The organism is Agarivorans sp. Z349TD_8 (genome assembly GCF_050870825.2).
Lineage (GTDB): Bacteria > Pseudomonadota > Gammaproteobacteria > Enterobacterales > Celerinatantimonadaceae > Agarivorans.
The window spans coordinates 830306-845190 of sequence record NZ_CP194037.2 but is presented as its reverse complement, the minus strand read 5'-3'; the positions used below and the strand labels follow the sequence as shown (position 1 = coordinate 845190).

Here is a 14885-nt window from a genome sequence, read left to right as displayed (position 1 = left end):
AAGACATCCAATGGAAAAGACCTACAACCCCAGCGCTATTGAACAGTCGCTATATCAAGAATGGGAACAACAGGGCTATTTTAAGCCCCATGGCAACACCGCTAAAGAATCGTTTAGCATCATGATCCCGCCGCCAAACGTCACTGGCAGCTTGCATATGGGGCATGCGTTTCAAGATAGCATTATGGATACTCTGGTCCGCTATCAGCGCATGCAGGGTAAAAATACCCTGTGGCAAGTAGGGACCGACCATGCCGGTATCGCTACCCAAATGGTGGTCGAGCGTAAAATCGCCGCCGAAGAAGATAAAACCAAGCACGATTACGGTCGTAAAGCATTTATTGACAAGATCTGGGATTGGAAGGCCGAATCCGGTGGCACTATTACCAAACAATTGCGTCGTCTCGGCGCCTCGGTTGATTGGGAACGTGAGCGCTTCACCATGGATCAAGGGATGTCTAAAGCGGTTGAAGAAGCCTTCGTCCGTCTTTATGAAGATGACCTAATTTATCGTGGTAAACGTTTGGTGAACTGGGATCCAAAACTACACACGGCAATTTCTGATCTAGAAGTAGAAAACAAAGAACAAAAAGGCCACATGTGGCACCTGCGCTATCCGCTGGCCGATGGTGAAACCACCAGTGAAGGCTTTAACTACTTAGTCGTTGCCACCACCCGTCCAGAAACCATGTTGGGTGATACCGGTGTTGCCGTAAATCCCGAAGACCCGCGTTATAACAGCCTGATTGGTAAATTTATTGAACTGCCATTGGTGGGTCGTCGAATTCCGATTGTTGGCGATGAACACGCCGACATGGAAAAAGGCACCGGTTGTGTGAAAATCACCCCTGCCCACGACTTCAATGACTGCGAAGTAGGTAAACGCCACCAATTGCCGATGATCAACATTCTCACCCTGAATGCAGAGATCCGTGATGAAGCTGAAGTATTTAATAGCAAAGGTGAGCCATCAGACGCTTACGCCACCGACATTCCTGCCGAATACCAAGGCCTCGAGCGCTTTGCCGCCCGCAAAGCGATTGTGGCTAAGTTTGATGAACTCGGCTTGCTCGAAGAAGTAGCAGAACACAATAACACCGTCCCTTACGGCGACCGCGGTGGAGTGGTCATTGAACCGATGCTGACCGACCAATGGTATGTACGTGCAGCGCCCTTAGCCAAGGTCGCAACCCAAGCCGTGGAAGACGGTGAAATTGAGTTTGTACCTAAACAATATGAAAATATGTACTTCTCGTGGATGCGCGACATTCAAGATTGGTGTATTTCTCGCCAACTTTGGTGGGGGCACCGCATCCCTGCATGGTACGACGAAACAGGCAAAGTTTACGTGGGTCGTAACGAAGCCGAGGTACGCAGCAAACACGGTTTAGCCGACGATATCAGTCTGCGCCAAGACGATGACGTTCTGGATACCTGGTTCTCATCTGGACTGTGGACTTTCGCCACCCAAGGTTGGCCGGAAAAAACGCCCGATCTGGCTACCTTCCACCCCAGCAACGTATTGGTCACCGGTTTCGACATCATTTTCTTCTGGGTTGCCCGTATGATTATGATGACCATGTACTTCATCAAAGATGAAAACAACAAGCCACAAGTTCCCTTTAAGACGGTGTATGTGACCGGGCTGATCCGCGACGAAAACGGCGACAAAATGTCTAAATCGAAGGGGAACGTACTCGATCCCTTAGACATGATCGACGGCATTGATCTCGAAAGCTTGGTCAGTAAGCGTTGTGGCAACATGATGCAACCGCAGCTGGCGAAGAAAATTGAAAAAGATACTCGTAAAACCTTTGAAAGTGGCATCGAAGCCCACGGTACCGATGCGCTGCGCTTTACTCTTGCCGCTATGGCCACTACTGGCCGCGACATTAACTGGGATATGAACCGCCTCGAAGGTTATCGTAACTTCTGTAATAAGCTGTGGAACGCCAGTCGCTACGTATTAATGAATACCGAACAGCAAGATTGCGGGCTGTCTTCACAAGAGCGCGGCGGCGACATGGAATTTTCACTGGCCGATCGCTGGATCGAAGGTCAGTATCAGCAAACAATTAAGGCCTACCGCGAAGCGCTCGACAGCTATCGCTTCGATATTGCCGCACAAACGATCTATGAATTCACTTGGAATCAATTCTGTGGCTGGTATTTAGAACTCACGAAGCCGATTTTGTTCAAAGGCAGTGAAGCACAGCAACGTGGCACCCGCTATACCTTGCTAAATGTACTAGAAAGCTTACTCCGTTTGATGCATCCAATTACCCCTTACATCACCGAAACAATTTGGCGCCAAGTCGCTCCGTTGGCTGGCAAGGGCAAGGCGGATGACAGCATTATGTTACAAGCTTTCCCTGAGTTTGATGCAAGTCGTATGGATGAAGCCGCCATCGCCGATCTTGAATGGCTCAAACAATTTATTTTGGCAATTCGTAATATTCGCGGTGAAATGGACATTAGTCCCAACAAACCACTCAATGTCTTATTGAAAAATGCCTCCAGTGAAGACCAACGCCGCCTAAAGGATAACGCACCGTTCTTAGCTTCTTTAGCCAAATTGGAGAGTACAAGTTTGTTAGCCGAAGGCGAAGCGTCCCCTGCTTCTGCTACCGCCTTACTTGGTGACATGGAACTACTGATCCCCATGGCTGGTCTCATCGATAAAGAAGCCGAGCTAACGCGGATTGGCAAACAACTTGAAAAGCTCGACAAGGACTTAGCAAAAGTTGCAGGTAAACTGTCTAACCAAAAGTTTGTGGCAAACGCACCTGAGCAAGTGATTGCGAAAGAGCGTGCTAAGTTAGCCGAAATGGACAAAGCAAAAGCAAAACTAGTCGCGCAACAAACGACTATCGCTGCGTTATAAATCACGTCTAGTTAAGGGTCCTCCGCCGGGGGACCTTTTTATTTGTAGACGAGGAACCAACATGAATAAAAGTTTCATCACCAATCTGATTGCCCTCGTATTGGTCTGCGTCGGCTATTTTTTCCAACAAGCACTGATGTTTTCCATCGGTTTATTTGCTCTATCTGGTGCCGCAACTAACTGGATAGCCATTCATATGCTATTTGAAAAAGTCCCCGGATTATATGGCTCGGGGGTTATTCCAGCCCGCTTCGATGACTTTAAGCAAGGTATCAAAGAACTGATGCTAAGCCAGTTTTTTACCGCCGAAAACATCGACCGCTTTTTATCCGATGCCAGTGGCAAAGCAATTCAAGTCAACCTGAGTCCCGTCATCAACAAAACCGATTTTAGTCCGGCTTATCATGCCTTAGTGGAAACCATCGAAGGATCTTCATTTGGCGGGATGTTAGCGATGTTTGGTGGTAAGGAAGCACTCACCCCCTTAGAGCAGCCTTTTATCGATAAACTAAAAGAGGCTGTCCTTCAAATTAGTCAGGATCCACAGTTTAGTGAGGCTTTGCGCCAAGAATTAGAGCAACCAGAACACTTGGGTGACGTACAACAAAAAATCACTTTAATTATTGAACAACGCTTAGCCGAGCTCACGCCGCAATTAGTGAAGCAAATTATACAACAAATGATTAGAAAACACTTAGGCTGGTTAGTGGTTTGGGGCGGTGTTTTTGGGGGCTTGTTTGGCCTACTTAATGGCCTCGTATAAAACTCGATAGCGCGCGTTAATCGCGCTCTACCACGCCATAAGATGCGAGTATTTTAGTAATCTCGCCAGAGTCCAACATTTGTTGTAAGTGCTTTGAGATTTCTGCGGCGCGCTCGATCAACTTAGAACGTTTTGAAATGGCCAAATAAACCGAGCGGTAATTACGTTTTGTATAATTGGTATGCTCAAATATACCTGTCATGTGTCTTTGCTTTAAAAAGATATCACCTTCAATACAAGACATAATCAGCGTATCGATACGGCCACCAAGTAGTAGGCGAAATAAACTTTCATCGGTCGTTGCATAGTGTTTGAACAGTTTGAGATCTTGATCAAATTGTTCAAAATAAGCGACTTTGTTCAATACCCCTATCGTTAAGGAGTACAAATCAGAATAGCCATCGAGCTTCTGCACAGGTCTAATTTTCGCTTGATAAAAACACATGTCGTTATGACTACGGTAAGGCGGCTCAACAAAGTGCATATACTGCGCACGCTCATCGTTTTTATAGAGGCCGGTCATCACATCACTTTCACCAAGTTCCATATACTTTAAGCAACGTTTCCAACCACAGGGCTGAGTCTTTAACTCCAGATCAAGAGCCTGACTAAGCTGCTTAAGAATATCGATCTCGATACCGCTCAAACTACCATCGGCCTCAATCACTCGCCATGGCGGCCAATTAGCGTTGGCGGTGACCATCTGCATAGCGGCAACGGGCCAAGCCAGAAAAAATAATAGAACAACAATACGCAGCGACACAGCCTATCCTAAATCCTGAGCATATAGCTCAGTGTAATAAAAAAAACGACACCTAGGCGTCGTTTTCATCGATAAATTTTAGGCTCTATGACTCGTCGTCATCCTCATCAGACTCGAAATAGGTGCCCCATCCATCATAAATGACCTTATGCTTATCGGCAATATTCGCTAATTCTTCAATACTTTGTTTGATTATTTTCGCTTCTAGCGGCACTTCAACAATCACATCAAAGCACCATACCTTAGTCCCATCTTCTAGCTCGGCTTCTTCGGCATCACTCACCTCATAACCCGCTTTAAAGACATCTACCGCCGCTTTTTCAAGCACTTTAAAATCGTTGCTGGCAAGGTGGTGTTCGATGGTATATTCGGCATCTGGATCGCTGCCATCGGCCAATAATTCTTGAATAATTAAATCAGTTTCGGCCTGCCAATCGGCAATCAATTGTTGGGTACTCATGTATTCTCTCCTACCATGGTCTCTGCTGGGCTGGCTAAATTTCGTTGATGAACATCGGCATAATCGGCAGCTTCACCGCGTGCTTCCATGGTCAGCTCATAGATCCGTTGTTCCATCTGCTGATGCAAGTCGGCAATGTGACTGCGCAGCTGTCCTTTCCATTCTGCGACTGAAAAAGCATGGCCCACTTCAACGATCACCTTACCATTGTTCCAACGGTTCAGTTTTACCTGACCATGAGTTGAAGAACAACAGATCGGTAACATAGGAACTTTCGCTTGCATGGCTAGATGAAAGGCTCCGGTTTTAAAACTCTGCAAGCCACGTCCATAACTACGAGTACCTTCAGGGAACATCCATACCGACAGATGACGTCTCTCTATCGCAGCGGCCGCCTGCTTAATGGTGTCGGCGGCTTTACTACGTCGATCCCGGTCAATTAAAATATTACCGGTAATCCAGTAAATTTGCCCAAAGAAAGGGATCAACGCGAGACTTTTCTTACCGATAGACACCACCCCCTTACGCAAGGCGAATGGCAAGGTAAACATGTCATAACTATTTTGGTGGTTGGCTATCCATACCGCCTTTTCTGGCAATTGTTGTGTAACCACTCGAACTTCAACCTCAAGTCCCACAAAGCGTCCACATTTGGCAATTAAAACGCCAATCTGATGCACTAAGTCAGGATGACGAGGTCGAACCAAACAATACAAAATGACAAACGGAAATGCCGTTAACATCACTAACGCAATAAAAATAATTCGAATTACAGCTAACATAGCACCCCCTTAAAACAGCACGCAGTATACGCGCTGAGATTTAAGTGAACAAGTGTAAGCTGAAAATCTACACTTAGGCATCTGCATTGGGCCCCTCTCCAAGCTCAGTCTCGATAGCCTCGACCTCAATGCCATCGACGCGCTGTAAGCCTCGAGGCAATTTGTTACCGCGTCGTCCTCGCTCCCCACGATAATGATCCAAATCGCTCGGTTTCAAAGTCAACTTGCGTTTGCCCGCAAATAGAGTCACCGAAGCATCGGCCGGAACAACACTCAGCAAAGTCACATATTCTTCGCGATTTTTCACTCTTGCACTAGGAATACTAATTAACTTATTCCCTTTACCTTTAGAGAGCTCTGGCAAACTGGTGAGCGGAAAGACCAACATTCTTCCCTCATTAGAGATGACCAGACAACTATCATTCTGGTAGCTGTCCACCACAATCGGTGCCACAACCTTACTGCCCGCAGGTAAACTCAAAAACGCCTTACCATTTTTATTCTTGCTTAGCATATCGCTAAACTTACCGATAAAACCATAACCGGCATCGGAGGCCACCAAGTAGCGCTGTTCGTCATTGGCCATCACGACATTGCAGAATACTTCCCCTGCCGCCAAATTAAAGCGACCCGTCAATGGCTCTCCTTGGCTACGAGCCGAGGGCAAGGTATGTGAATCGAGCGCATAACTGCGTCCTGCTGTATCTAAAAATACTGCCTGCTGATTACTGCGTCCATAAGCACTACTTAAAAAGACATCCCCCGACTTGTAACTCAAGGCTTTAGCATCAACCTCATGGCCCTTAGCCGCTCTTGCCCAACCTTTTTCTGACAAGACCACGGTAATAGCTTCGTTTGGCATCAGCTCTTTTTCACTCAGGGCTTTTGCTTCTGCACGCTCCATCAGTGGAGAACGACGTGCGTTACCATAGGTTTCGGCATCAGCAAGTATTTCCTTCTTGATCAGCGTGCTGAGTCGACGTTCGCTACCCAGTAGCTTCTCCAGCTTATCGCGCTCTTCAGCTAACTCTGCTTGTTCGGCTCGGATCTTAATTTCTTCTAACTTAGCCAACTGACGCAATTTAATTTCAAGGATCGCTTCAGCTTGTTTATTCGATAAGCCAAAACGCGCCATCAGCGCCGCTTTAGGCTCGTCTTCGGTTCGAATGATTTCAATCACTTCATCAATATTGAGGAAGGCAATCAGCAAGCCATCCAAAATATGTAAACGAGCTAATACCTTGTCTAAACGATATTGCAGTCGACGGCGCACCACATCGCGGCGAAACCGCAACCATTCACTTAAGATCTGTAACAAGCCTTTCACTTGAGGCCGATTATCAAGCCCCAACATATTAAGGTTGACTCGGTAATTTCGCTCTAAATCGGTGGATGCAAACAAGTGATTCATTAATTGGTCAACATCCACTCGATTAGAGCGCGGTATCACCACAATTCGAGTTGGGTTTTCATGATCCGATTCATCACGCAAATCCACCACCATCGGCAGCTTCTTCGCTTGCATTTGTGCCGCGATCTGTTCCAGAACTTTGGCTCCCGAGACCTGATGCGGTAAAGCCGTAATCACAATGTCACCATCTTCGGTGTGGAATACGGCTCGCATCTTCACCGAGCCACGGCCCGTTTCATAAATCTTGCGAATATCGCGTCTCGGGGTAATTATTTCCGCTTCAGTTGGATAATCGGGCGCTTGTACAAATTCGAGCAACTCACTCAATTCAGCCTTCGGATTATCCAGAAGATGAACACAAGCCTTGGCAATTTCACCCACGTTGTGCGGTGGGATATCGGTGGCCATTCCCACTGCAATCCCGGTGACCCCGTTCAGTAAAATGTGCGGCAAACGTGCGGGCAGCACTTTCGGCTCATTCATGGTGCCATCGAAATTAGGTACCCAATCACAGGTTCCTTGGCCCAGCTCGCTCAGTAAAACCTCAGAAAATTTCGACAATTTCGCTTCGGTATAACGCATCGCAGCAAAAGATTTTGGATCATCTGGCGCGCCCCAGTTTCCCTGACCATCCACTAAGGGATGGCGATAGGAGAATGGTTGAGCCATCAATACCATCGCTTCATAACAGGCAGAATCACCATGCGGATGATACTTACCCAAAACGTCCCCCACGGTACGTGCCGATTTCTTATATTTTGCGTTAGCCGATAACCCCAATTCAGACATCGCATAAATAATTCTGCGCTGTACTGGCTTTAATCCATCACCAATATGGGGCAAGGCGCGATCCATGATGACGTACATGGAATAATTTAAATACGCTTGCTCAGTAAAAGTGCTCATCGATTGACGTTCTATGCCATCTAAACTGAGTTCATTCGCACTACTCATGCTCTATAACCTTTTATGTTCCTTGCAAAGCTAGCACTGCGGATGCTTTGTCAAATTGCCAGAAATAGCGTGCGCTAGCTGGTTTACCAATGTAATAACCCTGAGAGTAATCAACTCCCAATTTAATCAGTTCGTTATTTAATGCTTCCGATTCAACAAATTCAGCAATGGTCTTGTGGCCCAATTGATTGGCAATACCAACCAAGGCCTGAATAAACACCTTATCTTGGTGTTGATTCAAAATTTCTCGAACAAAAGAGCCATCAATTTTTAAGTAATCAAAGGGTAACTGTTTCAGCGAGTGAAACGAAGAATAACCGACCCCAAAATCATCTAATGCAATCGCACAACCAAGTGCCTTCAAACGCCGTATATGCTCTTCTGCTTGCTGCATGTTTGGTAACGCTGCTGTTTCGGTGATTTCAAAAATAATCATTTCGCCAGCAATATTACGACTCACAAATTCTCGGGCAATCCGGGCTATAACCTTTTCACTGCAGAAGGAGCGTGCCGATAAGTTTATCGCCAACTTATCGGTATAACCACAACGCAGATTGGTTTCCATCTGCTGCAAGGCCTGTTGCACGACCCATAAATCGATTTTGTCGATCTGGCCATTCTTCTCTGCTGCTAAAATAAGTTGATAGGGGGAATGTAAACGATCTTGTTCATCTCGAACCCGTAATAAAACCTCGTAATGCTCAACCTTATTCAGCTTATTGTTCATGATCGGTTGATAAAACAGTTCCAAACGGTCGCGTTCGATAGCATGTTGTGCCAAGTCCAACCAAAAGTGTTTTTTAGCGAGCTCCGAATCGCTATTCTCCGCTTCAAAACTTACCACACAGTTTTTACCACGCTCTTTCGCTTGATTGTTGCAAATATCGGCTTTTGCCATCAACTCTTCAAAGCTACTGCCATGTTCAGGAAAAGCAACAATTCCGACACAAGCCGAAGTGGTATGAATGATGTTGTGTCCCGGTACTCGAACTTGGGCCAATAAGCTAATGATCCGTTGTGCCGCGACTTCAGCATAGGCTAAACCGGTATCTTCAAGATAAATCGCAAATTCATCGCCACTGATGCGCGCTAAAATACTATCGTTTGGTAGCAAGCGCTCTAAGCTAGCCGAGACTTGGCAAAGCATTTCATCACCAGCACCGTGACCACTAATATCATTCACATATTTAAAATTATCTAAATCCACCATCAACAAGCAACCAAAACGTTGCTCTTCAACCATTTGATTCAAGACTCGCTCAAACTTACGACGATTCGGCAGATCGGTGAGGTTATCATAATTAGCAACCCACTCTAGCTCTTCAGCGCGGCTCTTCAATTGTTGTTCTAATGCTTCCAATTGATAAGACAATCGAACCAAGGCGTGATTCAGTTCATCGGACTCATCAGGCAATACCCGTTTACCTGTACTTTCCAAATTACGCCGAAATAGATTATGTGATGAGCGCGCCAATAAGGGTAAGTGATCGATGGTTTGTCGGATCCGTCGCAATGAAGGACTCAAGCAGAAAATAACAATCGCACCTGCGATAACCAAGGCTGCCATGCCAAACAACATGTTGTTATAATTTGCCCGATTAAGCAGCTGAGATTGGCTATTAATGTCATTGATAATGGCGTAATAAACCGGCTTGTTACCGAGGTTTCGTTTTATCGGAAAAGCATGTAATTCACTCAAACCCCATTCACTATTAAATTGCTCAAGACCATTTACAATCGAATGGCTGTCAAGCTTGGTCAACATGTTAGCGATTGACTGACGATACATCGATTCGGCATATAATAAATGCAAGGAGGCATCGTCGTTCAGCTCGAGCATAAAATGGTGGCTGCCTCGACTGGCAGGAAACAATTCCAATAACCGCAAGGCGTCGATGCTGTAAAAGGCTTGATAATCTGTCTGTTGCTCACCCACCTTAAAATGAGTAGCAACGATCACTCGGCAGCTTAACGGGCAATCTAAGATCCAAGAAAGCGGTTGATGCGCTTGTAACATCCAATCGGTCGCTTTTTGGCTATGCTCTAAATAACCGAAATCATAACGCTCTCCCAGCTCAGGCACCACAAGGGTTAAACTGCGAATGGGTAGCTCTGTATAGTTCTTTAGATCTTGCCAAAAAGAATCAAATACCATTGCTAAATCCTCGGACTTAGCTTTCTCAAAACGATATGCTTGGCTGGCATTAAAGGAATTTAAACGCGTAAATACATCGTCATAATATTTTTGTAATTGATAATTTTGATCTGCAATGACATTGGTTCGACTGTCTCTGAAGAAACTCTGCAAATTGTCATGATTAAAGCTGATGAGGCCCACCAAACTAATCAACAATACACCGCACAGCAACAACAACGCCTTCGTTGCTAAGCCAAGTCGAAGATCTCGCATTTTTTAGGCTACCCTATACCAAGTCAGAGGCCATGTTTCCCTTGGTTTCTAACCATTGCTTCCGATCACCTGCGCGCTTCTTCGCGAGCAGCATATCCATCAACTGCAAAGTTGCGTGCTCTTCATCAATAGTGAGCTGAACCAAACGTCGTGTATTAGGATCCATGGTGGTTTCGCGCAATTGTAGAGGGTTCATTTCACCCAATCCCTTAAAGCGCTGTACATTCACTTTACCGCGTTTCTTTTCGGCTTCGATACGATCTAATATGCCTTGTTTTTCATCTTCATCGAGGGCATAGAACACTTCTTTACCCACATCAATTCGATACAAAGGAGGCATCGCCACATAGATATGCCCTTGCTCGACCAATGGCCTAAAGTGCATCATAAACAATGCGCATAATAGCGTGGCAATATGTAAACCGTCGGAGTCAGCATCCGCCAAAATACAGATTTTACCGTAACGTAAGCCGCTTAAATCATGACTATCAGGATCAATACCGATGGCCACCGAGATGTCATGAACCTCTTGCGAGCCCAGAACCTCACTCCCGTCCACTTCCCAAGTGTTGAGAATTTTACCCCGTAAGGGCATCACCGCTTGGATCTCTCGTTCACGCGCCTGCTTCGCACTGCCTCCCGCCGAGTCACCTTCCACCAAAAACAGTTCCCCAGCCAGCGGATCCTGACTCGTACAATCAGTCAGTTTCCCTGGTAAGGCTGGTCCCGATGTCACTTTCTTACGAGCAATTTTTTTACTGGAACGCATTCGCCGTTGCGCATTGTTAATAAACACTTCGGCAAGCAGTTCGGCTTGATCGGTATTACTATTTAGCCACAAACTAAAGGCATCTTTGACAACCCCAGAAACAAAAGCTGCTGACTGTCGAGACGACAAACGCTCTTTAGTTTGTCCGGCAAATTGTGGATCTTGCATTTTTACCGATAACACATAGCAACAACGGTCCCAGACATCGTCCGGCGTCAATTTCAGACCTCGCGGCAAAATATTACGAAACTCACAAAACTCTCGCATCGCATCGAGTAGGCCTTGCCGTAAACCATTCACATGAGTTCCGCCTTGCGCGGTAGGAATTAAGTTCACATAACTTTCGGTGATACTTTCGCCACCTTCAGGCAACCAACTCACCGCCCAATCTACAGCCTCTACATTGCTACTAAAAGCGCCGGTAAAGGGGTCGTCTGGCAGACTAATGTAATCTTTAAAGGACTGACTTAAATAGTCTTTTAAACCATCTTCGTAATACCATTCATCCTGCTGATTACTAATTTTATCAATAAACTTAATATTTAAGCCTGGACACAATACCGCTTTAGCTCGCAACAAATGACGCAGCCGTGAAACCGAAAACTTAGGGTTATCAAAATAACTTGGGGTTGGCCAAAACCGAACTTTGGTTCCGCTATTACGTTTGCCGACACTGCCAGTAACCGCTAACTCTTGAACCTTGTTCCCATCTTCAAAGGCCATTTCATAGACCTGGCTATCACGACGAACCTGCACTTCGACCCGGGAAGATAAGGCGTTAACCACCGAAATACCAACCCCGTGTAGCCCTCCAGAAAATTGGTAATGCTCATTCGAGAATTTGCCCCCCGCATGCAAGCGAGTAAAAATCAGCTCAACACCACTCACCTTCTCTTCCGGATGAATATCGGTAGGCATGCCACGACCGTCATCGACCACTTCGATAGATTGATCTGCGTATAAGGTAACGATAATAGACCGAGCGTGACCGGCAAGCGCCTCATCCACACTGTTATCGATGACTTCTTGTGCTAAGTGATTGGGACGAGTGGTATCGGTATACATGCCAGGTCGGCGTTTTACCGGATCTAAGCCACTTAATACTTCAATAGAGTCGGAATTATATTGGTCAGCCATGATGGAAATATTTACCTAAGAGCCAAGAAGTCGAGAATAGCACCACAATGGCGTTCAAAGCCTTGAAAGCTGTGGTCTCCGCCCTCTTCAATAGTGAATTTTGCGCCTTTATACTCGGTGACCGCTAGCCTAAAGTCCAGCACTTCATCACCCGTTTGTAACAACGCCCATAACTGTTGTTGACAGCTCAAATCGCTAACTTCCAGTTGTCGTAAGTGTTGTATATGCTGCGCTTGCAAGTCATAACGTTGCTGAGTATAGGGATTAATTTGTTCCCCTAAATAGTCGTTTAATAAGATATATGGTTTTACTGCTGGATTAACCAGTACCGCAGGAGCGCCCGTTTGTTGCGCCACTTTGGTCGCCAAAAAGCCACCAAGAGAACTACCAATAACACCTAAACGAGCATCATGATTTGATTCTAATAACTGGGAAATTTGCTCCCAAGCTTGCTGTGGATAACAGGCTAACTGAGGACATAAAAACTGAATATGTGGTGCATTTTCTGCGACATAGTTCGCCATAACTTGCGCCTTCGCAGAATAAGGCGAACTATTAAAACCATGTAAATACAATAAAACTGACGCTTGCTCCACTCAATAACCTTTAGATTTTGGATCCGGAAGAAAACTTCGCTCAGATAAACGACGTAAACGAGTGGCAATTCGCCCCTCTTTAGTTAACTGCAAGTAACGCCAGCCCGGTTGTTGGTGATCAAGAGCAAAATTTGCCGACAACGGTAAAAACTGAATACAAGTACTTGGTGTTGCAATATAAGCGATGCCATCAAACTGAAACTCATAGTTTTGATGCACATGACCAAAAATAACTCCTCGCACATTTGGATAGTTGGCGATCACAGCAAAAAAAGCATCTGCATTTTTCAAATTATGCTGATCTAACCACTTACTCCCCACAGGAATACTTTGATGATGCATTGCGATGAGTACATGTTTATCAGGATACTCAGCTAAAGCCTTGGCTAAGCGATCTAACTGTGACTGACTCAATGAACCATGCGGCTCTCCCGCCACTTGAGTATCTAACATGATGATTTGCCAATGTTCACTGACTAACTGCTTGGCGGTTAAAATCCCATGTTGTTCAAGCGTGTCCATGTTTCCTTGTAGATCATGATTCCCCGGCAACCAAAAGCAAGGCTTCTCTAACTGCGCAATTTTTTCAGCGAAACGTTGATAGGAACGTTTACTGTGATCTTGAGACAAATCGCCAGTGGCCAGAATGTAATCAAAGGGAATTTGGTCTTGTTGGATGTTCGACAACACAGCACTAAAACTGTCGCAAGTATTAACGCCTAGCAACCCGGTACGTTCATCAGCGAAAAGGTGGGTATCAGTCACTTGCAACAAATGCACACTGCCATCTTCTGCTGTATTAATATTTAATTTAGTAAATGCCACAATCTTTTCTTGGAGCTTGATTATTCAAACTCTACTTTCATCCGCTGTTTTAAACAAAATGCCAACCAGTCATTAAGAAACTGATTTATTTGATGCTTTTCGTCACGATGATGCATCTTTTTATTAGGATAATCATACCTTGGTTTTAGCTTATAAATCTGCTGACTAGCACACACTTCCGCCAAGCGCGCATCGTGATACAAGCGCACAATCAGCTGAGATCGTAAATACTGATGCGCTTGGCGACCAGTTTGTCTGATCTCATACAGCGAGGTATAACGCGTACGTTCTTTACACTCGAGCTGGTAGTCTTCACCAATTTGTGGCTGTAATCGTAGTGTCTGTCCACGGCTAAGCTCAGTCGGGAATAGGCGCATCAGCAAGACATAATTAGCAGCATAAAGCTGCATCAGTTGCTCAAGATTTACGCGATAACGACCAAGTTTTTTAGCCTGCATCTGCAACGCCATTATTTTGCCATTGCAGCAACACTTTCTGCAAATTTAGCTGCAACCATTGAATCGCAATTACAGCCGCAGCATTATCAATCAGGCCCGATTGTACCCATTCGAAGGCTTGTTCGCGACTTAAAACTTTCACCAATATGTCTTCATTTTCATTTTCCAATCCATGAACACCACCCGCTTGGCTTGCATCAACTTCACCGAGGTACAAATGAATGCGCTCACTTAAGCCTCCCGCGCCCGGTAAAAAACTATTACACGAAATCACTCGCTTCACCCTTAGCCCAGCTTCTTCTTCGGCTTCACGTACCGCAACATCCAATGGTGGTTGGTTACTATCAAGCATCCCGGCCACGATTTCCAATAACCAAGGACTGGCTCCAGTTTCGACCGCACCGATCCTAAATTGCTCAACTAAAACGACTTGGTCAAGTAGCGGATCAAAAAGCAAAATTGCTGCCGCATGACCTCGGTCTAACATTTCACGCTGAAACCACTGACTCCACCCCCCTTGGTACAAACGGTGACGCAAGGTGTAACGCTTTAATTTAAAGAAACCTTTATAGACATCCTCTACCGTCTGTATTTCCATGTCTTGATGAGAAAACTGACTCAGGTTTTTCAACTTAAGCATATGAATCTAGTCCCCTTTGTTTGGCGATTTAGT

The 14885-nt window shown here is 45.5% G+C and carries 12 protein-coding genes; 2 read left to right on the top strand and 10 right to left on the bottom strand.

The features are described 5' to 3' along the window. Positions 1–10 precede the first annotated feature (10 nt). A complete protein-coding gene (locus ACRRS1_RS03705; RefSeq protein ID WP_432468370.1) occupies positions 11–2884 on the top strand; it encodes a valine--tRNA ligase in 2874 nt (957 codons plus the stop codon). Between the two features lie 61 nt (positions 2885–2945). Next, positions 2946–3647, top strand: coding sequence for a DUF445 domain-containing protein (locus ACRRS1_RS03700; protein WP_432454503.1), 702 nt, complete (start codon positions 2946–2948; stop codon positions 3645–3647). Between the two features lie 16 nt (positions 3648–3663). On the opposite strand, the gene ACRRS1_RS03695 is transcribed toward ACRRS1_RS03700, so the two are convergent. From ACRRS1_RS03695 to nudF, 10 genes are all read right to left on the bottom strand, one after another. Next, complete coding sequence (locus ACRRS1_RS03695) at positions 3664–4410, bottom strand: substrate-binding periplasmic protein (RefSeq protein WP_432468371.1); 747 nt, start codon at positions 4408–4410, stop codon at positions 3664–3666. Between the two features lie 85 nt (positions 4411–4495). Next, positions 4496–4870, bottom strand: a complete 375-nt coding sequence (gene rraB, locus ACRRS1_RS03690; RefSeq protein WP_432454505.1) for a ribonuclease E inhibitor RraB — start codon at positions 4868–4870, stop codon at positions 4496–4498. Next, positions 4867–5652 (bottom strand): 1-acylglycerol-3-phosphate O-acyltransferase, encoded by a 786-nt coding sequence (locus ACRRS1_RS03685; RefSeq protein ID WP_432468372.1) that lies wholly within the window; start codon positions 5650–5652, stop codon positions 4867–4869. The genes rraB and ACRRS1_RS03685 overlap by 4 nt, the downstream gene beginning before the upstream one ends. 73 nt (positions 5653–5725) lie before the next feature. Next, complete coding sequence (gene parC / locus ACRRS1_RS03680; protein ID WP_432460938.1) at positions 5726–8017, bottom strand: DNA topoisomerase IV subunit A; 2292 nt, start codon at positions 8015–8017, stop codon at positions 5726–5728. Between the two features lie 13 nt (positions 8018–8030). Further along, the gene (locus tag ACRRS1_RS03675; RefSeq protein ID WP_432468374.1) at positions 8031–10427 is read right to left on the bottom strand and encodes a putative bifunctional diguanylate cyclase/phosphodiesterase; all 2397 of its coding nucleotides are present in this window, start codon (positions 10425–10427) and stop codon (positions 8031–8033) included. Between the two features lie 13 nt (positions 10428–10440). Next, positions 10441–12333, bottom strand: a complete 1893-nt coding sequence (gene parE, locus ACRRS1_RS03670) for a DNA topoisomerase IV subunit B (protein WP_432454509.1) — start codon at positions 12331–12333, stop codon at positions 10441–10443. A gap of 11 nt (positions 12334–12344) precedes the next feature. Next, a complete protein-coding gene (locus ACRRS1_RS03665; RefSeq protein WP_432454510.1) occupies positions 12345–12857 on the bottom strand; it encodes a YqiA/YcfP family alpha/beta fold hydrolase in 513 nt (170 codons plus the stop codon). Positions 12858–12929: 72 nt separating this feature from the next. Next, complete coding sequence (gene cpdA / locus ACRRS1_RS03660; RefSeq protein ID WP_432454511.1) at positions 12930–13754, bottom strand: 3',5'-cyclic-AMP phosphodiesterase; 825 nt, start codon at positions 13752–13754, stop codon at positions 12930–12932. A gap of 20 nt (positions 13755–13774) precedes the next feature. Next, positions 13775–14212, bottom strand: a complete 438-nt coding sequence (locus tag ACRRS1_RS03655) for a DUF1249 domain-containing protein (protein WP_432454512.1) — start codon at positions 14210–14212, stop codon at positions 13775–13777. Further along, positions 14202–14852, bottom strand: a complete 651-nt coding sequence (gene nudF, locus ACRRS1_RS03650) for an ADP-ribose diphosphatase (RefSeq protein ID WP_432454513.1) — start codon at positions 14850–14852, stop codon at positions 14202–14204. Before nudF ends, ACRRS1_RS03655 begins: the two co-directional genes overlap by 11 nt. Between the last annotated feature and the right edge of the window lie 33 nt (positions 14853–14885).